Origin of the sequence: Pseudacidovorax sp., from assembly GCF_017991995.1 — a bacterium.
In the GTDB taxonomy this organism is placed as follows: Bacteria; Pseudomonadota; Gammaproteobacteria; order Burkholderiales; family Burkholderiaceae_C; genus Xenophilus.
Window position 1 is genome coordinate 332,932 of sequence record NZ_JAGOPN010000004.1, and the last position, 22,563, is coordinate 355,494.

Annotated in this window: 21 protein-coding genes; 11 read left to right on the top strand and 10 right to left on the bottom strand. The window is 69.3% G+C overall.

Translation table 11 applies throughout. From position 1 onward, the window contains the following. Positions 1 to 25: 25 nt before the first annotated feature. From KBC94_RS07955 to KBC94_RS07965, 3 genes are all read left to right on the top strand, one after another. Positions 26 to 451: a hypothetical protein gene (locus tag KBC94_RS07955; RefSeq protein ID WP_294368340.1), complete on the top strand. Its 426-nt coding sequence runs from the start codon at positions 26 to 28 to the stop codon at positions 449 to 451. 215 nt (positions 452 to 666) lie between these two features. Then, the gene (locus KBC94_RS07960) at positions 667 to 1,935 is read left to right on the top strand and encodes a class I SAM-dependent methyltransferase (RefSeq protein WP_294368343.1); all 1,269 of its coding nucleotides are present in this window, start codon (positions 667 to 669) and stop codon (positions 1,933 to 1,935) included. A gap of 82 nt (positions 1,936 to 2,017) precedes the next feature. After that, complete coding sequence (locus KBC94_RS07965; RefSeq protein ID WP_294368346.1) at positions 2,018 to 2,347, top strand: DUF1840 domain-containing protein; 330 nt, start codon at positions 2,018 to 2,020, stop codon at positions 2,345 to 2,347. A gap of 72 nt (positions 2,348 to 2,419) precedes the next feature. Here KBC94_RS07965 and KBC94_RS07970 read toward each other — a convergent pair whose 3' ends face one another. Next, a complete protein-coding gene (locus KBC94_RS07970; RefSeq protein WP_294368349.1) occupies positions 2,420 to 3,430 on the bottom strand; it encodes a tripartite tricarboxylate transporter substrate binding protein in 1,011 nt (336 codons plus the stop codon). Between the two features lie 270 nt (positions 3,431 to 3,700). Between KBC94_RS07970 and KBC94_RS07975 the strand changes: the two genes are divergently transcribed. After that, entirely contained in the window at positions 3,701 to 4,138 is a 438-nt protein-coding gene (locus KBC94_RS07975) for a hypothetical protein (protein WP_294368352.1), read from the top strand. Between the two features lie 118 nt (positions 4,139 to 4,256). On the opposite strand, the gene KBC94_RS07980 is transcribed toward KBC94_RS07975, so the two are convergent. The 3 genes from KBC94_RS07980 to KBC94_RS07990 all read right to left on the bottom strand — a co-directional run bounded on the left by KBC94_RS07980 (position 4,257) and on the right by KBC94_RS07990 (position 7,648). Further along, complete coding sequence (locus KBC94_RS07980) at positions 4,257 to 5,249, bottom strand: transketolase C-terminal domain-containing protein (protein WP_294368354.1); 993 nt, start codon at positions 5,247 to 5,249, stop codon at positions 4,257 to 4,259. Then, positions 5,240 to 6,256, bottom strand: a complete 1,017-nt coding sequence (locus KBC94_RS07985) for a thiamine pyrophosphate-dependent dehydrogenase E1 component subunit alpha (RefSeq protein ID WP_294368419.1) — start codon at positions 6,254 to 6,256, stop codon at positions 5,240 to 5,242. The genes KBC94_RS07980 and KBC94_RS07985 overlap by 10 nt, the downstream gene beginning before the upstream one ends. Positions 6,257 to 6,445: 189 nt before the next feature. Next, positions 6,446 to 7,648 carry a helix-turn-helix domain-containing protein gene (locus KBC94_RS07990; protein WP_294368356.1) on the bottom strand — a complete coding sequence of 401 codons (1,203 nt, stop codon included), beginning with the start codon at positions 7,646 to 7,648 and terminating at the stop codon, positions 6,446 to 6,448. A 144-nt stretch (positions 7,649 to 7,792) separates the two neighbouring features. Here KBC94_RS07990 and KBC94_RS07995 point away from each other — a divergent pair, with 144 nt between their 5' ends. Further along, a complete protein-coding gene (locus tag KBC94_RS07995) occupies positions 7,793 to 9,874 on the top strand; it encodes a PQQ-dependent dehydrogenase, methanol/ethanol family (protein ID WP_294368359.1) in 2,082 nt (693 codons plus the stop codon). 102 nt (positions 9,875 to 9,976) lie between these two features. Here the strand turns inward: KBC94_RS07995 and KBC94_RS08000 are convergent, their stop codons facing one another. Beyond that, positions 9,977 to 10,951 (bottom strand): tripartite tricarboxylate transporter substrate-binding protein, encoded by a 975-nt coding sequence (locus KBC94_RS08000; protein WP_294368361.1) that lies wholly within the window; start codon positions 10,949 to 10,951, stop codon positions 9,977 to 9,979. A gap of 158 nt (positions 10,952 to 11,109) precedes the next feature. On the opposite strand from KBC94_RS08000, the gene KBC94_RS08005 reads away from it, so the two are divergent. Then, entirely contained in the window at positions 11,110 to 11,904 is a 795-nt protein-coding gene (locus tag KBC94_RS08005) for a type III pantothenate kinase (protein WP_294368363.1), read from the top strand. Between the two features lie 79 nt (positions 11,905 to 11,983). Here KBC94_RS08005 and KBC94_RS08010 read toward each other — a convergent pair whose 3' ends face one another. Both KBC94_RS08010 and KBC94_RS08015 read right to left on the bottom strand, forming a co-directional pair. Beyond that, positions 11,984 to 13,081 (bottom strand): M14 family metallopeptidase, encoded by a 1,098-nt coding sequence (locus KBC94_RS08010; RefSeq protein WP_294368367.1) that lies wholly within the window; start codon positions 13,079 to 13,081, stop codon positions 11,984 to 11,986. Further along, a complete protein-coding gene (locus KBC94_RS08015) occupies positions 13,078 to 14,283 on the bottom strand; it encodes a M20 aminoacylase family protein (RefSeq protein WP_294368369.1) in 1,206 nt (401 codons plus the stop codon). The genes KBC94_RS08010 and KBC94_RS08015 overlap by 4 nt, the downstream gene beginning before the upstream one ends. A gap of 213 nt (positions 14,284 to 14,496) precedes the next feature. Between KBC94_RS08015 and argE the strand changes: the two genes are divergently transcribed. From argE to KBC94_RS08035, 4 genes are all read left to right on the top strand, one after another. Beyond that, positions 14,497 to 15,678: an acetylornithine deacetylase gene (argE, locus tag KBC94_RS08020; RefSeq protein WP_294368372.1), complete on the top strand. Its 1,182-nt coding sequence runs from the start codon at positions 14,497 to 14,499 to the stop codon at positions 15,676 to 15,678. 9 nt (positions 15,679 to 15,687) lie between these two features. Then, positions 15,688 to 16,941, top strand: a complete 1,254-nt coding sequence (locus tag KBC94_RS08025; protein ID WP_294368374.1) for a DUF445 domain-containing protein — start codon at positions 15,688 to 15,690, stop codon at positions 16,939 to 16,941. A gap of 78 nt (positions 16,942 to 17,019) precedes the next feature. Further along, complete coding sequence (locus KBC94_RS08030) at positions 17,020 to 19,092, top strand: molybdopterin oxidoreductase family protein (protein WP_294368377.1); 2,073 nt, start codon at positions 17,020 to 17,022, stop codon at positions 19,090 to 19,092. Between the two features lie 104 nt (positions 19,093 to 19,196). After that, on the top strand, positions 19,197 to 20,249 hold the full coding sequence (locus KBC94_RS08035; RefSeq protein WP_294368421.1) for an aminopeptidase: 1,053 nt from the start codon (positions 19,197 to 19,199) through the stop codon (positions 20,247 to 20,249). Positions 20,250 to 20,313: 64 nt separating this feature from the next. On the opposite strand, the gene KBC94_RS08040 is transcribed toward KBC94_RS08035, so the two are convergent. From KBC94_RS08040 to KBC94_RS08050, 3 genes are all read right to left on the bottom strand, one after another. After that, the gene (locus KBC94_RS08040) at positions 20,314 to 20,574 is read right to left on the bottom strand and encodes an acyl-CoA-binding protein (RefSeq protein WP_294368379.1); all 261 of its coding nucleotides are present in this window, start codon (positions 20,572 to 20,574) and stop codon (positions 20,314 to 20,316) included. Between the two features lie 62 nt (positions 20,575 to 20,636). Continuing rightward, positions 20,637 to 21,443, bottom strand: a complete 807-nt coding sequence (locus tag KBC94_RS08045) for a hypothetical protein (RefSeq protein ID WP_294368381.1) — start codon at positions 21,441 to 21,443, stop codon at positions 20,637 to 20,639. Positions 21,444 to 21,457: 14 nt separating this feature from the next. Further along, a complete protein-coding gene (locus tag KBC94_RS08050; RefSeq protein WP_234193074.1) occupies positions 21,458 to 22,132 on the bottom strand; it encodes a TetR/AcrR family transcriptional regulator in 675 nt (224 codons plus the stop codon). Between the two features lie 238 nt (positions 22,133 to 22,370). On the opposite strand from KBC94_RS08050, the gene KBC94_RS08055 reads away from it, so the two are divergent. After that, on the top strand, positions 22,371 to 22,563 hold a 193-nt coding region (locus KBC94_RS08055; RefSeq protein ID WP_294368388.1), incomplete at its 3' end, for a GDP-mannose 4,6-dehydratase.

Sequence of the window (22,563 nt, forward strand, 5' to 3'; positions counted from 1 at the left end):
GGAAGTCATCCCATCTGAAGACTCCGTGAGTAAAACGATTGATTCGCCGGAGAAGTGGAACCGAGCTGAGGAAAGGTTCATCGACGAACGAGTGTTTCTGTTCAAGAAACCCGACTATGTTGAGTCGGTAGTTTGGCGCAAGTACATGCCGTCCCTAGCTGAGGTGCATGCTTGGGGCTGTGCACGCCAGGCTGAGAAACGCACGACCAAGCAGGTATGGACCTATGAAGGTGCTGCGACTGCCAACGTTGGCGACATTCGTGACATTCGTACGCAGCATGGCGATTCGGTGGAGGTAGTCCATGATCCATCGGACGGCCAAGGAGACCATCATGCTCACTTGCAGCTGCGTTTTGGAACGGATGAGCAGCACATCCCGCAGCGGCGGACGGATCTGAAGGAGGCCGTTCTGAGGCTGTTTACTGCCGTCGACAGGCACTCCTGCCCGTAGGAAGTAGGGAAAAGTGTAGCTAAACGTTACTTGATGGCTGTGAGCGGGGGGTCACGGAGGTAAGGGAGACACGTCTCCAATGTTCGTATCCCCCTCGCGCAACCAAATTCAAGGGCCTTCTTCGGAAGGCCCTTTTTTTGTCCGTTTGCAGCCGAGAGCGCGCGGGGCGCGTGCGCGTCTGCACAATTCGGAAACTTTCTGCACAATGGCTCGCCATGCAGAGCCTGGTTCAGAAGATCGAGTCTCAACTCGTTTCTCTCCCCATTCCTGTATCGCTGCGCTTGCCCGACGGCCACCGCATCGACACCCCTGGCGCCAAGGTGCGGCTGGGTTTCTCGAGCTGGACCGGATTGGCCAAGCTCGCTGCGCGGCAGATCGGCAGTGTGGGCGAGGACTATGTCGAAGGCCGCGTGGAGATCGAAGGCTCCATGCGCGATCTGATGGCCGCTGCCGCCGCGCTCATGCCCGACAACCCGGTGGAAAGCGACACTGGCTGGTGGACGCGCCTGCTGCGCAACGCCAAGTCCCGTGGCTCGCACACGCTGCGACGCGACGCCGAGCAGATCCAGTTTCACTACGACGTTTCCGACGACTTCTACGCCCTCTGGCTCGATCCGCGCCGCGTGTATTCGTGCGCGTACTTCCGCGACGAGGCGATGACGCTGGCCCAGGCGCAGGAGGCCAAGCTCGACCACATCTGCCGCAAGCTGCGCCTGAAGCCGGGCGAGCGCTACCTCGACATCGGCTCGGGCTGGGGCGGACTGCTGCTGTGGGCGGCGGAGCACTACGGCGTGGATGCCACCGGCATCACCCTGTCGAAGAACCAGCATGCGCATGTGGAGAAGCTGATTGCGCTGCGGGGCCTGGAGAGCCGGGTGCGCGTCCGCCTCATGGACTATCGTGAACTCTCAGCCGAGCAGCCTTTCGACAAGATCTCGTCCGTGGGAATGTTCGAGCATGTGGGCAGTGCCAACATGGGAACCTATTTCCAGGATGTGCGTAAGCTGCTCGCGCCTGGAGGCCTGACGCTGCAGCATGGCATCACCTCGGGCCAGCTCGACTACCGTCAACTGGGCGCGGGCATGGGGGACTTCATCGAAAAGTACATCTTCCCGGGCGGAGAGTTGTTGCACGTGACGACCGTGCTGCGCGAGACGGCGCACGCAGATCTGGAGATGGTCGATACCGAGAATCTGCGGCCGCATTACGCCCGCACGCTTTGGGCCTGGTCCGACGCCCTTGAGGCTCAACTCGACAAGGCGCGCGAAGTGCTTGAAGTCACCGCAGGTGCCGAGCGTGGCGGGCGCATCCTGCGGGCCTATCGCCTCTACCTTGCGGGTTGCGCGATGAGCTTCGAACAGGGATGGATCGCCTTGCATCAAATGCTGTCGGCCCGACCCGACGGCAAGATTTCGTCCCACGCCATGCGCGGCGCCCAGTCGCTATACCCTTTCTCGCGCGATTACATGTACGCGCCGCGGTAGGAACGGCGTAAATGCGTGGCCCGGGAACCGCGGCCATGGGCGCAGGTCACAACAACAAACAAGTGCGAAAAGGAGTACCCGCATGCTGTACCGCTTCAAGTCCCAGGCTTCGGCCGACGTGGTGATGCTCGAACCGAGCGCCCGCCATCTTCTCGAGATCATCGGCAAGACGCCCGGCGCGCCCGGCGTCATCACGGTGGACCAGATGCCCGCCGCCATCTCGGCGCTGGAGGCCGCGGTTGCCAATGAAGCCAAGATGGCCAGTCATGGCAACCACGACGCCCATGCCGTCGAGGACCACGACGCACGTGCCGAGCAGGAACATGTGTCGCTGCATCAGCGGGTCACGCCGCTGCTGCACATGCTCAAGGAATCGCACGGCGAGGGCAAGGACATCGTCTGGGGCGCTTGAGCCCGTTCGATCCCTCACCCCGAGAAAATCAGGCCGCATGCATCGCATGCGGCCTTTTTCATGGCGGCGCGGTCAGTCGACCTTGGCGCCCGAGGCCTTCACCACCTGGGCCCACTTCACATGCTCGCGCTCGATGTGCTGCGCGAAGGCCGCAGGCGTGTTGCCGCCAGGGATGGCACCCTGGGCCAGCATCTTCTCCTTGACGGCAGCGGTGGCCAGCGACTTGGCCACTTCCTGCTGGATGCGCTGCACGATCTCAGGCGAAGTGCCGGCCGGCGCCAGCAGGCCGAACCAGGAGCTGGCTTCATAGCCCTTGAGCGAGGGTCCGCCAGCCTCCTCCACGGTCGGCACGTCGGGCAGGGCGGCCGAGCGCTGGCTGCTGGTCACGGCCAGCGCCTTGAGCTTGCCGGCCTTGATCTGCTGCATGGAAGAAGGCAGGTTGTCGAACATCACGTCGGCATTGCCGGCCACCATGTCGAGCAGCGCGGGCCCGGAGCCCTTGTACGGGATGTGCGTCATGAAGGTGCCGGTCATGCTCTTGAACAGTTCGCCTGCGAGGTGGATGGAGGTGCCGCTGCCGCTCGAGGCCATGTTGAGCTGGCCCGGATGCGCACGCGCATAGCGGATGAAGTCCTGCACGTTCTGGATGCCGTACTGCCTGGCCTTGTCGGCGTTCATCTCCATCACATTGGGCACCGAGGCCACCAGCGTGATGGGCACGAAGTCCTTGATCGGGTCATAGGGCAGCTTGGGATACAGCGCACGGTTGATGCCGTGCGTGCCCACGGTGCCCATCAGCAGCGTGTAGCCATCGGGTGCGGAGCGCGCCACGATCTCGGCGCCGACGTTGCCGCCGGCCCCGGCGCGGTTGTCCACGATGAACTGCTGGCCGAAGGCCTTGGAGAGTTCCGGGGCCACGGCGCGGGCCAGGATGTCCGTGGTGCCGCCCGGCGCGAAGGGCACGACGATGCGCACCGTCTTGGTGGGCCATGTGTCCTGCGCCTGGGCGATGCCGCCGGCGCCAAGCAGCACGGCAGCGAGGGAGGCCACGGCCACGAGGCGGCGACGCGGGATGGAATGCATGAGGGAAGTCTCCTGACGAGGGGGAAGGCCCGGAGCCGCCTGCGCGAAGGGCCGCGGCGGCGCGCCTTCGTGCGAAGGCGCCATCCGGGGAAAAGGCCAAGGCCTGGTTTTACCTGGGCGAGACAGCGCCTCGATGGGTGAAAACCCCTCTCGTCCACGCCGTGAATACGCGGTGGCGCGTGGGGAGTCGGCACAATCTCTGCCTTTCGCATGCGCCTCCCTTCCGGCTGCCCGCACGCTGCCGCGAAATCGCTTTCGACCTCCCGCTCGATGACCGTCGCCTCCCGCCTTCGCGCAGCCGCCGCCTGCCTGCCGGCCGCCGCTTTTTGTCTGTTGGCGGCAGGGTGCATGGACGGTTATCCGACCGAGGATGTGATGGCCCTCGACGCCATGGGGCCTGCCGAACATGTGCAGGCCCTCAACCGGCGCCTGGGGGAGGGTGGCGGCCCTCCGATGCGTGTGGCGATGGGTGCCGACTGCCGGCTGCAATGGCAGGGCGCGTCGGAACCCGCCTCGTTGGCGCTGCCGGCGATCTCGGTACGCTTCGACACCGACCCCGACACCGGGCGCTATCTCGTGCTGGTGGCCGAACAGGCGGGTCAGCCGCCCCGCACGGCCTTCGAGGTCAGGGACTGGGTGGCGGCGGTCGCCTTCCGTTCGCATCTCCAGCAGTTGCAGCATCTGTGCATGGCACAGGTCGACGCCTGAGCGCGAGGGAGCGGCGAATGAGTCGGCGGCCCGCCGCGTCCAGGCGCGGCGCGCATCGTCGCTGCCGCCGCGCAGCCGGCCTGCCCGTGCCGCCGCGAGTCGGCATGCCGCCATCGATTCAGCCCACCAGCCGAAGCGCCGCCGCCTCGATCGCCTCCACCCCTACCCGGGACTGCGCCTCCAGCACCGGCGCATAGCCCACCGGAATGCGCGGTGCCCCGAGGCGCGCGATGCGGCAGCCCGTCGCCTCGGCCGCCGTGGCCGCGATTTCCGCCCCGAATCCGGCGGCCTGCACCGCCTCGTGCACGACCAGCAGCCGGCCGGTGCGGCCGCAACTGTCCAGCACCGTCTCCCGGTCCCAGGGCCAGAGCGTGCGCAGATCGATCAGGTCGACGGCGATGCCGGCGGCCGCCAGTCGCGCGCAGGCCGCTTCGCACACCTGGACCTGTCGGCTCCAGCTCACCATCGTGAGGGCATCCCCATGGCGCCGGTGCGCCGCGCGCCCCAGCGGAACGGCCAATTGCGGATTGACGGTGCCGCGCTGGCCCCACAGCGTCTTGTGCTCGATGTAGACCACCGGGTCGCCGCAGTCCAGCGCGGCCCGCAGCAATGCATGGTTGTCCTGCGGCGTGGAGGGGCTGACCACCACCACCCCCGGCAGATGCGCGAACCAGGCTTCCAGCGACTGCGAATGCTGCGCGGCCGAGGCGTCCCAGATGCCGCCGGGCATGCGCGCCACCATTGGCACGCGGCCCTGGCCGCCGAACATGAAGCGGTTCTTGGCCGCCTGGTTGACCAACTCGTCCATGCCGCAGAGCGCGAAGTCGACCACCCGCATCTCGACCACCGGCTTCAAACCCGCCAGTGCCATGCCGACGCCGGCGCCCATGATGGCCGCCTCGCTGATCGGTGTGTCGATCACGCGCTGCGGGCCGAAGCGCTGCTGCAGCCCCTGGTACTGGCCGAAGATGCCGCCCCGGCCCACGTCCTCGCCGAGCACCACCACGCGTGCGTCCTCGGCCATCGCCTGGCCCAGTGCCTGCGCGGCGGCCTGGGCGTAGCTCCAGTCGTGCACCGCGTGGACCGTCGAATCGTCCGTCGTCATCGCCATTGGCCGGCTCCCGTGGTCTGCACATCGGTGAAGGCGGCGGCAGCCTCGGGCCAGGGCGCGGCATCGGCGGCGTCGAGGGCCGCCTGCACCTCGTCCAGGGACTCGCGTTCGATCTGCACGAGCCGGGCCTCTTCGATGCCATCGGCCCGCAGGCGGGCGCGTGCACGGGCGATGGGATCGGTCTCCAGCGCGGCGGCCAGTTCGGCGGGGTCGCGGTAGGCGGCCACGTCCACCGACACGTGGCCCTTCACACGGTAAGTGAGGGCATGCAGCAGTCGTGGACCCTGGCCGGCGCGCACCTCTGCCACCAGCCGGCCGGCGGCCTCGTGCACGGCGAAGACGTCGTTGCCGTCCACCGGCGTGGCGGGAATGCCCAGCGCCACGGCGCGGGCCGAGGCGCCGTCGCCGGCCGTCATCGGCCCGCTGGCGGTCGTGGCGCTCCAGCGGTTGTCCTCGCAGACGAAGAGCACCGGCAGGCCGTACACCTGCGCCCAGTTGAGCGCTTCGAGGAAAGGTCCCCGGTTGATCGCGCCGTCACCGAAGAAGCACACGGTGATGTCGTCGCTGGCGCCGCCGCCGGGCAGCAGGCTGCGCAGCTTCTGCGCATGCGCCGCACCCACCGCGATGGGCAGGCCGGCCGCCACCACGCCGTTGGCGCCCAGCATGCCCACCGAGAAATCGGCGATGTGCATGGAGCCGCCTTTGCCGCCATTGAAGCCGGTGGCCTTGCCGAAGAGCTCGGCCATCATCCGCGCCAGATCGGCGCCTTTGGCCAGCGTGTGGCCGTGGCCGCGGTGGGTGGAGGTGAGGTAGTCGCTGGGCCGCAGATGGGCACAGACGCCGGCGGGCACGGCTTCCTGGCCGGTGGAGAGGTGCAGCGGGCCGCGCACGCGGGCGGCGCCGCCGGCCTGCTGGCCATAGGCGCTCACGCCGCCCTGGCTGGCCGTCTCGGCCGCGTTCTCGAAGGCACGGATGCGCTGCATGGTGCGGTACAGCGCCAGGGCCATGGGGCCGCTGGTCGTGGATGTCACGGGGCTTGTCTCCTCTTGCTTCTGCGGATCCGGCTCGAGCGGCCGGTCGGGTGATGCTAGCGCGCGTGCCCGGCGGGGCGAGGACGCTGCGGCGACAGCCTGGGTGAGACCCGCATGGGGGCGGCATGAGCCTGCCCGCTGGGTCGGCCGCTGCCGGGCTCCCTGTCAGCCGGGCTGGGGCCGCTGGCGCAGTCGGCGGTACAGCGTGCCACGCGACACCCCGAGCTGGCGCGCGGCGCGGGCGATGTTGCCGCCGCTTTCCTGCAGCGTGCGTTCGATCAGGTCCTGCTGCAGGCCGCGCAGCGTGGCAGGTGCAGGCTCTATGCCTCCCGCATCGGGCAGGGGCGCCGGAGGCGGCGTGCGTGTCGGGCTCGACAAGGCGACGCCATGACGCAGGTTGAGGCCATCGCTGCCGGGCAGACGCACCTGTGCCCACACACCCAGGCCGCTCGTCAGGCGCAGCGGCCTGGCCCCGTCGCCGCCCCCGAGCCGCAGCAACCCGTGCAGGTCGCGGCCGAAGAAGCGCACGGCCGAGCGCGCCAGAGGATCGCGCGGCAAGGGCCCGAGCAGGCGCGAGGCTGCCGTGTTCAGCCAAGCCACGCGCCCATCCTGCGACACGCCGGCCATGGCTTCCAGCGGCGTGCCCAGCAGCGCAGGGCTGGCCTGGAAGCGCAGCACGAGATGCTCGCCGGACTGGCGGGCAAGCAGCCGGTTCTCGATGACGGTGGCATACAGACCCACCATAGAGCCGGCATCGAAGCCGAAGCGGCGCGACTCCACCGACAGGTCCAGCACGCCCGCCAGGCGGCCGTCCACCCCGCGGATCGGCGCGGCGGCGCAGTGCACCTGGCGGAGCGTGTCGAAGTAGTGTTCGCCCCCTTCGACCGTGCTGGCCTGCCCGGTGCACAGCACGATACCCGGTGCCGTGGTGCCCACCACCGACTCGGCCAGGTTGACCCCCAGCCGGGCCGTACGGCCCAGCACCGGTTGCTGCGGTGCCATGGGATGGTGCGTGACATGCAGCAGCACGCCCTCGCGATCAGTGAGGATGACGCGACAGTCCGTGCCCGACAGGGCGCCCTCCATGGCGGCGATCTCGGTGGCCGCGGCGTCGAGCAACGCTCGGTTGCGCGACAGTGCGCCGTGCAGCCGGCTGGGCGTGACCGGATCGAAGGCGATGGTGCGGCCGGGGTTCTCGTGCCGACGGCGGCAACGCATCCAGGACTGCAGCACCTCCTCCGCCACCAGACCTGAGGGACGGTCACCTTCGTCGAAAAAGCGCGTGCGTGCCTGTGCAGTCCGCTCTTCGGGCGTGGTGGCGAACAGCTGGCGCGGCGTGTGGGCACCGGTGAGTGTGGCAGTCGGCAAGCGGAACCTCCTTCGGCTGCGGCCGACTGTGTTCCGCAATGGAACAGGCCAGCACCCGGGAATTCCCGAGGGTGAAAGGGCCCCCTGCGCGGCGGCATCCTCGAAGGCGTTCGCTTCAACCAAGAACCGAGAAGGAGACACACGATGAGGCTTCTTGCGCTCGCGGCGCTGGCTGCCTGGGCCTGCCTGGTCCAGGCCCAGACCACCGCTCCCAAGGCGGCACCGGCCGCCAAGGTCGACGGCAACTTCATCCGGGCTAATGCCCAGAAAACGCCCGAATGGCCCAGCGTGGGCCTGGACTACGCGGAGACCCGCTACAGCCGGCTCGACCAGCTCAACACCGGCAATGTGGGCCAACTGGGCCTGGTCTGGTCGTACAACCTCGAATCCACGCGCGGCGTCGAGGCCACGCCGCTGGTGGTCGACGGCGTGATGTATGTGACGGCCTCCTGGAGCGTGGTGCATGCCATCGACGTGCGCACCGGCCAGCGGCTGTGGAGCTTCGACCCGCAGGTCGACCGCGCCAAGGGCTACCGTGGCTGCTGCGACGTGGTCAACCGCGGCGTGGCGCTGTGGAAGGGCAAGGTCTACGTCGGTGCCTTCGATGGCCGGCTGATCGCGCTCGACGCCGCCACGGGCAACAAGCTGTGGGAGAAGGACACGCTCATCGACCATGCCCGCAGCTACACCATCACTGGCGCGCCGCGGGTGTTCAAGGGCAAGGTCATCATCGGCAACGGTGGCGCCGAATACGGCGTGCGCGGGTACATCACCGCCTACGACGCCGAGACGGGCGACCAGAAGTGGCGCTGGTTCACCGTGCCGGGCGACCCGTCCAAGCCCTTCGAGGACGAGGCCCAGGCCCGGGCCGCCAAGACCTGGGACCCGGCCGGCAAGTGGTGGGAAAGCGGCGGCGGCGGCACGGTGTGGGACACCATGGCCTTCGATCCCGAGCTCAACACCATGTACATCGGCACCGGCAACGGCTCGCCGTGGGCGCGCAGCAAGCGCAGCCCGGCCGGCGGCGACAACCTGTACCTGGCGTCCATCGTGGCGCTGGACCCGGACACCGGGAAGTACAAGTGGCACTACCAGGAGACGCCCGGCGACAACTGGGACTACACCTCCACCCAGCCGATGATCCTTGCCGACATCAAGCTGGACGGCAAGCCGCGCAAGGTGATCCTGCATGCGCCCAAGAACGGCTTCTTCTTCGTCATCGACCGCACCAACGGCAAATTCATCTCGGCCAAGAACTTCGTCGAGGTGAACTGGGCCACGGGCTACGACAAGAACGGCCGGCCGATCGAGGTCGCCGCCGCCCGGGACGGCACCAAGCCCAACGACTCGATCCCCGGTCCCTTCGGTGCGCACAACTGGCATCCGATGTCCTTCAACCCCAAGACGGGACTGGTCTACCTGCCTGCGCAGCATGTGCCGATCACGCTCATGGACGACAAGGACTGGAAGTTCAACGAGAACGCGCCATTGCGTCCGCATTCAGACCTGGGCTGGAACCTCGCCAAGTTCGCCAATGCCGAGCCGCCCAAGAGCAAGCCCATGGGCCGCCTGGTGGCCTGGGACCCGGTCAAGCAGAAGGAGGCCTGGGGCGTCGAGCATGTCTCGCCCTGGAACGGCGGCACGCTGACCACCGCCGGCAACCTGGTCTTCCAGGGCACGGCCGACGGCCGGCTGGTGGCGTATGACGCCCGCGACGGCAAGAAGCTGTGGGAGACGCCCACCGGCACCGGCGTGGTGGCGGCGCCGTCCACCTACATGGTCGACGGCAAGCAGTATGTGTCGGTGGCCGTGGGTTGGGGCGGCGTGTACGGACTGGCCCAGCGCGCCAGCGAGCGGCAGGGGCCCGGCACCGTCTACACCTTCGCGGTGGGCGGCACGGCCAAGATGCCCGAGTTCGTGCAGTACCGCATGGACAAGCTGCTGCAGGGCGTGAAGTACGACCCCGCCAAGGTGCAGGCCGGCACGGGGCTGTACGTGAGCAACTGCGTCTTCTGCCATGGCGTGCCGGGCGTGGACCGCGGCGGCAACATTCCCAACCTGGGCTACCTCGGGGCGCCTTACATCGAGAACCTGGACAAGTTTGTCTTCAAGGGGCCGGCCATGTCGCGGGGCATGCCGGACTTCACGGGCAAGCTGAGCATGGAGGATGTGGAGGCGATCAAGGCGTTCATTCAAGGCACCGCCGACGCCATCCGACCGAAGTAAGGAGCCTCCCCCAGGCTGCGCGCTTCCACAAGAGGAGGCGTGTCTTGAACGACAAAGGCCCGCCATCGCTGGCGGGCCTTTGTCGTTGGTGCGGGCCTGTGATCAGTCGGCGTACACGCCGGCTTCCTTGATCACGGGGCCGAAACGGGCCACTTCGGACTGCACGAACTTCTTGTGCTCGGCCGGGTCGCTGCGCTTGTCGCTCACCACCACGGCGCCCAGGGCTTCCTCGCGGCGGATGAAGTCCGGGTCCTTCAGCGCGGTCTTGAGCGCGTCGTTGAGCTTCTTGAGCACCGGTGCCGGCGTGCCCTTGGGCGCGTACAGGCCGTGCCAGATCGTCACCTGGAAGTTCTTCAGGCCCTGCTCGTCCAGCGTCGGGATGTCCTTGAGCGCTGGGGTGTTCACCCGCTTGAGCGTGGTCACGCCATAGGCCTTGACCTTCTTGGCCTCGATCTGGCCGGTGGTGTTGGTGGTCTGGTCGCACAGCAGGTCGATCTGCCCGCCCATCAGGTCGGCGATGGCCGGCGCGGTGCCCTTGTAGGGCACGGTCGTCATCTCGGCCTTCAGCGCGCTCTGGAACAGCAGGCCGCACAGGTGCGAGGCCGAGCCGATGCCGGCGTTGCCCAGGTTGACCTTGCCCTTGTGGGCAGCGATCCAGGTCTGCAGCTCCTTGAAGTTGTTGGCTTCGAGCTGCGGCTTGCCGATCAGCGTCATGGGCACGTCGTTGATCATGCCCAGGTACTCGAAGTCGGTCTCCCAGTTGTAGCTGAGCTTGCGGTAGAGCACCGGGGTGGTGGCCATGCCGACGTGGGTGACCAGCAGGGTGTAGCCGTCGTTCTTGGCGCGGGCCACCTTGGCATTGCCGATGGTGCTGCCGGCGCCGGCGGTGTTGTCCACCACGATGGTGGCGCCCAGGGCCTTCTGCATGGCCTCGGCCAGGTCGCGTGCCACCTTGTCGGTCGGGCCACCCGCCGCGAAGGGCACGACGAAGGTGATGGTCTTGCCATCGGGGAAGTCGGCAGCCTGCGCGCCGAAGGTGAGGGCGGCAAGGGCGGCCAGGGCGATGGTCTTCTTCATTCGAAACTGCTCCGACAGAGGGTGAAAAGGACCTGAATGGTAGGGACCGGACTTGTCCGGGAAATTCCGGATTTCCCTAGTAGGACGGCTGCAGTGCGGTCCTCCTGATCCGGCGCAAGCCGGGGCGCGGTCAGGCGGCGGGGCAATAATGCCCGCCCATGCCTTCCCTCCTCGCACTCGACATCGGCAACACGCGGCTCAAGTGGGCGCTCTACGCCCAGGCCCAGCCAGGCAGCGTGCCGCTGGCCTCGGGGGCCGAGTTCCTGGACCACATCGACCGCCTGTCCGAAGGGCCCTGGGCCTCGCTGCCCGTGCGGCCCGATGCCATGATCGGCTGCGTGGTCGCGGGCGACGCGGTGCGCCGCCGCACCGAGGAGCAGGTGGAGGAGAGCTTCGATTTCGAGCCGCGCTGGGTGGTGTCGAGTGCGGCCGAGTGCGGCATGGTCAACGGCTACGACCATCCGACGCGTCTGGGTGCCGATCGCTGGGTGGCCATGATCGGCGCCCGCCATCGCATGCTGGCGCAGGTGGCCGGCGGCCGGCCGCGGCCGATGGTGGTGGTGATGGTGGGCACCGCGGTCACGGTCGAGGCCATCGATGCCGAAGGCAAGTTCCTCGGCGGCCTGATCCTGCCCGGCCACGGCATCATGCTGCGCGCGCTGGAGTCGGGCACCGCCGGCCTGCATGTGCCCACCGGCGAGGTGCGCGAGTTTCCGACCAACACCAGCGATGCCCTCACCAGCGGCGGCACCTATGCCATCGCCGGCGCCGTCGAGCGCATGGTGCAGCACGTCCGCCGCCACTGCGGGGCCGAGCCCGCCTGCTACATGACCGGCGGCGCGGGCTGGAAGATGGCGCCGTCGATGTCGGTGGAGTTCGAACTGGTGGAGTCGCTCATCATGGACGGCCTGCTGGTCATTGCCGGCGACCGCGCCGCGCGCATCGCCGGCTGAGCCACCGGCGTCCTGTCTCTCCCATCCCAACCCCTCGGCATTGCCGCGTGCAGGGCTGCACGCCCCGCGTTACCAACGCTCAGCCGCGCAGCCCTTCGGCTGCCTGGAACAGCGCCTCGCGCGCCTGGTCCACGATGCGCTGCTTCCACACATCCGTGTCGGTGTAGAAGGCCGCCCGCATGCGCTGGTGGATCGACTGGGCCAGCTCCGGCGCGACCTCGGGATGCAGATGCAGCCAGTGGTCGCCGCGCATGGCGGTGAGCACCTCCATCAGCGGCTCGGTGCCGTATTCCATGGCGATGCCGGTGAATTCGGCCTGCGGGCATTCTTCGTAGGCCGAACTCCACATCAGCCCGGTGAGCAGGGCCGAGGCCGAACTGCCGTCATAGATGGAGGTGACCGGCGTCGTGCCACCGCCGCCCCACCAGGCGCTGGCGCGCGCGTAGGCGGCGGGGTCGTTGCGGCCCGCGAAGATGCGCTCGCCCAGGCCGCTGGGCCCCAGCCCGGTGTGCAGATCGATCCAGGCCAGGCGCCTTGCGCGGGCGGCATGCTGGCGCAGTACCTGCCGCAGCGTGCGTTGGCTCCAGGTTGGCGCCTGCCCGCCGAAGAACATGCCGCCGGCGAAGGCGTACTGGCCCTGCGTGACGGCGGCCTGGAACTCGCCCATGCCGTGCTTGGCGATCCAGTGCTCCAGCGCCTCCTGGTCGCGGGGCGCGGGCGGCCACTGCGGCGGCAGCAGCAGCGCGTGCAGCTTGGCATAGGGCTTGTTGACGGGCAGCGGCGCCGAGAAGTCCTGGAAGTTGCGGTTGAGGTCCACGTTCTCCTGCGTCACCCGCCGCCCGTGCGAGAAGCCGTGCGGATTGAGCGCATGGATGTAGACCACCGCCACGCCGGCATCGCGCGCCGCCGCGCGCCAGGCCGCGTCGTGCAGCGCATGCACCTGCACCCCGCTGCCGCAGTGGCCCTCCACGCCATGGCAGGCGCTGGTCACGATCAGCACCCGCTCGGCATCGGCCGGCCCATCGCGCGCCACGTCCAGGGCCAACGCTTCGCCGTCGGCGCCGGGCAAGGGCAGGGGATGGGTCTCGACCGGGATGCCGGCCGACACGCAGGCCGCCAGGAATTTCTGCCGCGCCAGCGCGTAGCTGGGCGAGAAGGCCTGCGCGGCGTCCATCACTTCTGCGCCGTCGCGGGCTGGGCCAGGAACTCCTCGGCCAGCTTCACCCACACGCTGGCGCCCAGCGGGATCAGCTCGTCGTTGAAGTCGTAGCTGGCGTTGTGCAGCACGCAGGGCCCTTCGCCATGCAGATGCGGCCGGTGGCTGCCGTCGCCGTTGCCGATGAAGGCATAGGCGCCGGGCTTGGCCTGCAGCATGAAGGCGAAGTCCTCGGAGGTCATGGCCGGCTCCTGGCGCAGCACGTTGGCCTCGCCCACCACGCCGGCCATCACTTGTCGGGCGAAGTCGGCCTCGGGCGCGGTGTTGATGGTGGGCGGGTAGTAGCGCACGAACTCGAAGTCGCATTCGGCATCGTGCGCGGCGCAGATGTGCTCGGCGATCTTGCGCATGCGCGCCTCGATCATGTCCAGCACCTCCACCGAGAAGGTGCGCACGGTGCCGGTGAGCTCGCAGTCGTTGGGGATGACGTTGTTGGTGTCGCCCGCATGCACGGTCGTCACCGAGATGACGGCCGAATCCAGCGGCTTCATCTTGCGCGTCAGGATGGTCTGGAAGGCCTGCACCATTTCGCAGGCGATCGGTACCGGATCGACGGTGGTGTGGGGCAGGGCGGCATGGCCACCCTTGCCGCGCACGGTGATGTAGAACTTGTTGCCCGAGGCCATCACCGGCCCGGGGCTGACGGCGAACTGGCCGGCCGCCATGCCGGGCCAGTTGTGCATGCCGAACACGGCCTCCATCGGGAATTTCTCGAACAGGCCGTCGTCGATCATGCGCTTGGCGCCGCCGCCGCCTTCTTCCGCCGGCTGGAAGATCAGGTAGACCGTGCCGTCGAAGTTGCGGTTCTTCGCCAGATGCTGGGCCGCCGCCAGCAGCATGGCGGTGTGACCGTCGTGGCCGCAGGCGTGCATCTTGTTGGCATGCTTGCTGGCGTGGTCGAAGGTGTTCAGTTCGTTGATGGGCAGGGCATCCATGTCGGCGCGCAGGCCCACGGCGCGGTCGCTGCTGCCGTTCTTGACGATGCCGACCACGCCGGTGGTGCCCAGGCCGCGGTGGATGGGAATGCCCCATTCGGTCAGGCGGGCCGCGACGACATCGGCGGTGCGCACTTCCTCGTAGGCCAGTTCGGGATGGGCATGCAGGTCGCGGCGAATGGCGGCGATCCCGGCCGCCTGGGTGACGATCGAGTCGATGAGCTTCATGAAGGGCAGTCTAGTGGGGGCAGGCCTGCGCAGGCTGACACGCCCGGGATGCCGGTGCAAGCAATACGGATGCCCGCGGCAGGGGCAAGCGGGAACGTCCAGGCACTGCAGCGTGCGCCGCTGGCAGTTTGCTGCCCGCTGCCCGCTGCCCGCTGCCCGCTGCTTGCCGCACGGCGCGCCGGGGTCAAGCCCGGCCGGCCACAATCCAGCCTCATGAGCCATCCCCCGCTTTCCGACCGCGCGCTGGCCTTCGCCCAGGCGCTGGTGCGCATGAACACCATCAGCGACCGCAGCAACCTCGAACTGATCGAGTTCGCCCGCGAGCACCTGGCCAGCCTGGGCGTGAAGAGCCGCCTGACCTGGAATGCCGAGCGCACCAAGGCCAACCTCTTCGCTACGCTGGGCGAGGGCAAGCCGGCCGGCGTGATCGTCTCGGGCCACACCGACACCGTGCCCTGGGAGGGCCAGGCCTGGACGGTCGACCCGCTCTCGGCCACCGTGCAGGATGGCCCCGAGGGGCCGGCGCTCTTCGGCCGGGGCTCGGCCGACATGAAGAGCTTCATCGCCATCGCCCTGGCCAATGCCGAGCGGATCCTGGCCGGCAACGCGCCCTTCGCGGTGCACTTCGCCTTCAGCTACGAGGAGGAGATCGGCTGCTTTGGCGTGCGCGAACTCATCGCCGACATGCGCGACGCTGGCGTCAGGCCTCTTGCCTGCATCGTGGGCGAGCCCACGTCCATGGTGCCCGCCATCGCGCACAAGGGCGTGTGGCGCTACCGCTGCTGCGTGCGCGGCAAGGAGGCGCATTCCTCCCTCACGCCGCATTCGGTCAATGCCATCGAGATGGCGGCGCGGGTGGTGGGCAAGGTGCGCGACATGGCCGAAGCCTTCGAGCGCGAAGAACCTCGTTATGACGGCTTCGACGTGCCCTTCTCCACCGCCAGCGTGGGCCAGTTCCACGGCGGCATCGCCGACAACGTGGTGCCGCGCGACGCCGAGTTCCGTTACGAATTCCGCGATCTGCCCACGGCCGATGCCCGGGCCATGCAGCAGCAGGTGGTCGACTATGCGCGCGGCCTGGAGCCGCGCATGCAGCGGGTGGCGGCGGACACGGGCTTCCGCTTCGAGACCATCTGCGAGATCCCGTCCTTCCTCGGCGGCCGCGACGACCCGGTCACCCGCTTGGCGCAGCGCCTGGCGGGCGAGGCCGGCACCACACTGGTGGCCTTCGGTACCGAGGCGGGCCTGTTCAAGAACGCGGGCATTCCCACGGTGGTGTGCGGTCCCGGCAGCATCCAGCAGGCCCACCAGCCCGACGAGTACGTGACGCTGGCGCAGCTGGCGCGCTGCGAAGCCTTCATGCACGGTCTGGCGGACAGCGCCGAGATTGGCTGATACGCGGCCATGGCGGCGGCGACGGGCCCCGGCCCGATGAAGCGGATGGCGCTGGCGCTGCTGGTCGGCGTCGCGCTGCTGTATGCCCTGGCCACCTGGCAGGAAGCGCGCGGCGGCCACGCCGGCTGGGGCTGGCTGGCCGCCTTCGCCGAGGCGGCCATGGTGGGCGCCATCGCCGACTGGTTCGCCGTGGTGGCGCTGTTCCGCCATCCGCTGGGCCTGCCGATCCCGCACACGGCCATCCTGCCGCGCAGCAAGACACGGCTGGGCGCCAACCTGGCGCGCTTCTTCTGCGACAACTTCCTGGGCACGGCGCAGGTGCTGGCCAAGCTGCGCGCCTTCGATGCGGCTGGGCGTCTCGCGGCGTGGCTGTCGCGCCCCGCGCAGGCCGAACGGCTGGGCCGCCTCGGCGTGGCAGCTGCCGGCCAGGTGATGGAGGCCGTCGACGACCAGCGGTTGCGCGACTTCCTCGGCCGCGCCGCGGCGGCGGGCCTGCGGCAGCTGGACTTCTCGCGCACCGCCGGCCAGGTGCTGGAGACACTGACGGCCGAAGGCCGCCACCAGGCCATGCTCGACGCGGTACTCGGCCACGCCGCGCAGTGGCTCGACGACGAGGCGCTGCAGGACCAGCTCACCGAATCCATCGCGCAGGAGGTCAAGGCCCTGCGCTACGTCGGCCTGGACCAGGTCGCGGCGCGCCTGGCCACGCGCAAGCTGGTGGCCAGCATTGCGCGGGCGCTGGGCGAGACGGCGGCCGACCCGGCCCATCCGCTGCGCCAGCGCTTCGACGCCACCATGCAAAGCTTCGTCCAGCGCCTGCAGCAGGACCCGGCCTTCGTCGCCCGCGGCGAACGGCTGCGCGACGAGTTGCTGGCCCACGATGGCCTGCGGAACTACCTCGACGGCCTGTGGCAGCAGCTGCGCGACTGGCTGCAGGCCGACCTGGCGCGGCCCGATTCGGCCATCGGCCAGCGCATCGCCCGACTGGCGGCTTCGCTGGGCGAGCGGCTGGCCTCGGACGCCGGCATGCGCGCCTGGCTCAATGAGCAGCTGGAGCAGGCGGCCCCTGCCGCCATCGAACGCTGGCGCGAGGACATCCGCCGCTACATCGAGCAACGCGTGGCCGACTGGGACACGGACGAGCTGGTGGCCGAGCTGGAGCAGCACGTGGGCCGCGACCTGCAGTTCATCCGCATCAACGGCACGGTGGTGGGCGGGCTGGTCGGCGTGGCCATTCATGCGCTGACCTTGATGCTGAGATGAACAAAACGCGATGGCGCGGTGCGCCACGCACTCCTAGACTCGCCCTTCCACGTGCCCCGCGCCACCGACGCCTCCGCGATGACCATGACTGCCGCCATGCCCACCCCCGACACGCACACCGTCCTCGGCGCCTGCCCGCACGACTGCCCCGACACCTGCGGCCTGGTCACGACGGTGCAGGACGGCGTCGCCATCAAGCTGCAGGGCAACCCGGCGCACCGCCACACCGGCGGCGTGCTGTGCACCAAGGTGTCGCGCTACCTGGAGCGCAATGCCCACCCCGAACGGCTCACGCAGCCGTTGCGCCGCGTGGGCCGCAAGGGCGAGGGCCGCTTCGAGCCGGTGAGCTGGGACGAGGCGCTGGACGACATCGCCGCCCGCCTGAAGGCCATCGCCGCCGATGAGCCGCAGGCCATCCTCCCGTACAGCTACGCCGGCACCATGGGCCTGGTGCAGGGCGAATCGATGGACCGGCGCTTCTTCCACAAGCTGGGCGCCTCGCTGCTGGACCGCACCATCTGCTCCACCGCCGGTGGCGAGGGCCTGGGCTACACGCTGGGCGGCAAAGTGGGCATGCGCATCGAGCACTTCGCCGAGTCGAAGCTGATCTTGATCTGGGGCAGCAATGCGATCGCCAGCAACCTGCATTTCTGGCGTCATGCCCAGGCCGCCAAGCGGGCCGGCGCGCGGCTGGTGTGCATCGATCCGCGCCGCACCGAGACGGCCGACAAGTGCGACGAGCACATCGCCCTGCTGCCGGGCACCGACGGTGCGCTGGCCCTGGCGCTGATGCACGAGTTGATCGTGCACGACTGGCTGGACCACGACTACATCGCCCGCCACACGCTGGGCTGGGAAGCGTTGCGCGAGCGCGCCCTGCAATGGCCACCGGCGCGCGCCGCCGCCGTGTGCGGTGTGCCGGTGGCGCAGATCGAGGCCCTGGCGCGCGATTACGGCACCACGAAGCCGGCGGCCATCCGCCTCAACTACGGCATGCAGCGCGTGCGCGGCGGCGGCAATGCGGCGCGGGCCGTGGCCTGCCTGCCTGCGCTGGTGGGCGCCTGGCGGCATCGGGCAGGCGGCTTGCTGCTCAGTTCCTCCGGTCAGTTCCCGGCCGACCGTGCCACGTTGCACCGCCCCGACCTGCTGGCCGGCCGCCAGCCGCGCACGCTCAACATGAGCAGCATCGGCGACGTGCTGACCGGCGACGCCACGGCCCTGGCCGGCGGCCCGGCGGTGAAGGCGGTGGTGGTCTACAACAGCAACCCGGTGGCGGTGGCGCCCGAGTCGGCCAAGGTGGCGGCGGGCTTTGCGCGCGAGGACCTGTTCACCGTGGTGCTGGAGCAGTTCCAGACCGACACGGCCGATTGCGCCGACTACCTGCTGCCCGCCACCACGCAGCTGGAGCACTGGGACATCCACTTCAGCTACGGCCACACCGACGTCATGCTCAACCGCCCCGCCGTGGCGCCGCGCGGCCAGGCGCGCAGCAATGCGTGGGTGTTCCGCGAGCTGGCGCGTCGTATGGGTTGGGGCGAAGCCTGCTTCGCCGACGACGACGAGACGCTGTGCCGCCAGGCCTTCCGCCCCGAGGCCATCGACTGGGCGGCGCTGGAGCGTGACGGCTTCGCCACCCTGCCGCTACCGGAGGCGCCGTTCGCCGAGGGCGGCTTTCCCACGCCCTCGGGCAAGTGCGAGTTCTTCAGCGCCCGGCTGGCGGCGCAGGGTCTGGACGGGCTGCCGGACCACCTGCCCAACTACGAGCCCGCAGGCAGCTCGGCCGACTATCCGCTGGCCATGATCTCGCCGCCGGCGCGCAACTTCCTCAACTCCACCTTCGTCAACGTGACCAGCCTGCGGTCCATGGAAGGCGAGCCGCTGGTGGAGATCCATGCCGACGACGCTGCGGCGCGCGGCATCGCCGACGGCGCCATGGTGCGGGTGTTCAACGCGCGCGGCGAGCACCGCTGCCGCGCCGAGGTCTCGCGCCGCGCCCGGCCCGGCGTGGTCAACGGCCTGGGCATCTGGTGGCGCAAGCTGGGTGTGGACGGCACCAACGTCAACGAGCTGACCAGCCAGCGCCTGACCGACTTGGGCCGCGGGCCCACCTTCTACGACTGCCTGGTGCAGGTGGAGGCCGTGGCGGCGTGAGCGGGCCCGCCGCCGGCCCGGATGGCGTGCGCACCCCGGGCGATGTTGCAGGGACACCGGCGCGGCCGAGGCGGCGGCGCCTGTTGTTGGCCACCGGCGGGGCCATGGCGGCGCTGCTGCTCGCCGGCTGCGGGCCGCTGGGCTACTACGCGCAATCGGTGGGGGGCCACCTGGCCATCCTGCATGCGGCGCGCCCCGTGCCCGAGGTATTGCAGGACGCCACGCTGTCCGAAGGCCTGCGCCGCAAGCTCACGCTGGCCCAGCACATCCGCCGCTACGCCAGCGGCCGGCTGGCGCTGCCCGACAACCGCAGCTACACGGCCTACGCCGACCTGCACCGCGCCGCCGCCGTCTGGAACGTGGTGGCGGCCCCCGCCTATTCGCTGCAGCTCAAGACTTGGTGCTACCCGGTGGCTGGCTGCGTGGGCTACCGCGGCTACTACGACGAGGCCGAGGCCCAGGCGGAGGCGGCGCGCCAGCGGGCCGAGGGCCTGGAGGCCGCCGTCTACCCGGTGCCCGCCTATTCGACGCTGGGCTGGCTCAACTGGCTGGGCGGCGATCCGCTGCTGTCGACCTTCATCGGCTATCCGGACGGCGAGCTGGCACGTATCGTTTTCCACGAATTGGCGCACCAGCGCTTCTATGTCTCGGGCGATACGGTGTTCAACGAGTCCTACGCCACGGCGGTCGAACGCCTGGGCAGCGCCCAGTGGCTGCGCGACGAGGCCGACGAGCCGGCGCGCGAGGCCTACGCCCGCTTCGACCAGCGCCGCCGGCAGATGCAGGCACTGATGCTGTCCACCCGCGAGGCGCTGGCGCGCGCCTATGGTTCGCCGGCAGCGAAGGCAGGCGACTGGGCCCAGGTCGAGGCGATGAAGCAGGCCGCCATGCGCGAATTCCGCGAGCACTATGCGCAGCTGCGTGCCGGCTGGCCGGCCGACGGCCGCCAGGGCGCCTACGACGCCTGGGTGGCGCGCGCCAACAACGCAACCTTCGGCGCGCAGGCGGCCTACGATCAGCTGGTGCCGCAGTTCGAGCAGCTGTTCGCCCGCTGCAACGGGGACTGGTCGCGCTTCCATGCCGAGGTGGAGCGTATCGGGCGGCTGCCGACGCACGAGGCCAGGGTGACGGCGCTGGCGTCCGCACCGGCGCCCTGAACGGCCCGTCGACCGGGCAACAAAAAGCCGCTCCGGGGAGCGGCCTGGTCATGGGCTGGCCTGTTCAGCCGGCGTGCAGGGCGTCGATCAGGTCGATGTACTTCTGCTTGGCCTCGTCGGCCGACACGCCCTTGTGCGTGTTCCAGGCGTCCCACTTGGCGCGGGCGACGATGTCGCTGAAGCTGGGCTTCTTCTCGGCGTTGTCGCCGAGGGTCGCCTGCTTGTAGAGGCCGTAGATCTTCAGCAGGGTGGGGTTGTCGGGGCGTGAAGGCAGCAGCTTGGAGCGGGCTTCGGCGGCTTCGAAACGGGCTTGCAGGTCGGACATGGCGGGCGGGTCTGAAAAAAGCACGATTGTGCGCTTTTCGATCGCGACAACGCTGGCTGATGTCAATCCGCCATGCAGGCCAGCGCCACCTCGCGGTCCAGGAACTGCCGGGCGTCCAGGGGTTCGACGGCGGCGGCGTCTTCGTACAGCTGTTGCACCTGCGCGAGTGTCGGGTCGCCGCGCAGCGCCACCAGCGCCCGTGCGTACTCGACCCGGCCCGTGGCCGAGGCCGGGTGCAGCGCCAGGCCCCGTTCGAAGAGTTCGATCGCGCGTTCGGCGCGCACGCCGTAGGTCATGCGGGCGACGAGTTCGCCCACCTTGTCGATCACCTCGGCGTGGAAGGCTCCGAGCGCGAAGTGCGCATCGGCATGGTCGGGTTGCAACTGGATGATCCGCTCCAGCGTCTCCTTGAGGCGACCGCCCAGGCCCTGGGCCAGGGCCCGCGCGACGCTCACGGCCTGCGCATGGCGTCCCAGCGCATAGGCATGCCAGTACAGCGCCTGCACGTCCGCCCCGTCGGCCTCGTGCCGGGCCAGGGCCCGCTCGCCCACTTGGCGCAGCAGCGCCAGGCGCCGCTCGTCGTCGGGCTCCACATAGTTGGCATAGATGGCCGTGGCCTGGTCGGCCACTGCGGCCCCCGGTGCGCCGCCGATCCGCTGGCCGGCCTGGGCCGCCGCCGCGAAATCGCCGGCGTGGTACAGCGCCCAGGCATCCGCCAGCGCCTCGGTGGCGGGCGGCGGCAGGGGCTGGCCGGCGTGCAGGGCCGTCCACGCGGTCCGCACCCGGGCGGCATCGAAAGGAAATCGGCCCAGGCAATCGGGCGTGGCCCACTGCTCGGGCGGCGGGGGCGTGCGCAGGACAGGCGGCATGGCGGCGGGCTTTCTCAGGTCGAGAGGGCGTCTTCCTCGGGCGCCGGCGCGCTCGCCAGGCGCACCAGCTCTGCACGCTGGGCGGCTCCCAGGTAGGGCACCAACAGCTGCAGGGTGTGACGGGTGCCCCGCACCATCGCGTCGCAGATGGCACACGGCTCCAGCGCCTCGCGAGGATTGCACACGAATTCGTAATTGAGCCAGTAGGTTGCCAGCACCACCATGCTGCGCGCCAGGGTTTCGCGCTCCGCGGGCTCCAGCCGCAGCAGTCCCGCCCCTGCCAGTCCCGAGAGCATGGCCTGCATGGCGGCCTCCTTGCGCGACAGCGCCTCGCGCAGGCGGGTCTCCAGGTGGTGGTTGTTGCTCAGCAGGTCGTTCATGTCCCGGTACAGGAAGCGGTAGCGGCCCATCAGCTCGAAGAGCTCGCGCACGAAGCGCCAGGCGCCAGCCAGGTCGCGCACGTCGGTGGCTTGGGCGAGGAGGGCGTCGAGGCTGGCCTCGAAGTCCTCATGCAGGCGGTTGATGAGCGCCTCCTTGGCCGGGAAGTGGTAGTAGAGGTTGCCGGGGCTGATGCGCAGTTCGGTGGCCAGCAGCGTGGTGGAGACGTTGGGCTCGCCAAAGCGGTTGAACAGCGCCAGGGCGGTTTCCTGGATGCGCTGGGCGGTGCGGCGCGGCGCTTTCCGTGTCATGGGCAGCCTCCGTTGTCTCTTGTGTGTTCTGTGCCGGATCACTCTACCCCATGTGTCCGGGGCGTCCATGCTGCGCTGCGGCATCGGCGCGGCTGTTGACACAGTGTCACAGTGAGTGGGTCTGACGTGCGTGATGTAGCGTTTGGTTGAAAAGACGCCGGGGAGGCGCATGGATAATCGCCCCCCTCGGCGCACCGCTCCCAGGGTGCGCCATTTCTACGATTCCTGCGAGAGATACATGATCCTTGTGACAGGCGGCGCCGGCTTCATCGGCGCCAACTTCGTGCTCGACTGGCTGGCTGGCGCCGACGAGCCGGTCGTCAACCTCGACAAGCTGACCTACGCAGGCAACCTCCAGACGCTCGCCTCGCTCGATGGCGACAAGCGCCATGTCTTCGTGCAGGGCGACATCGGCGACAGCGCCCTCATCG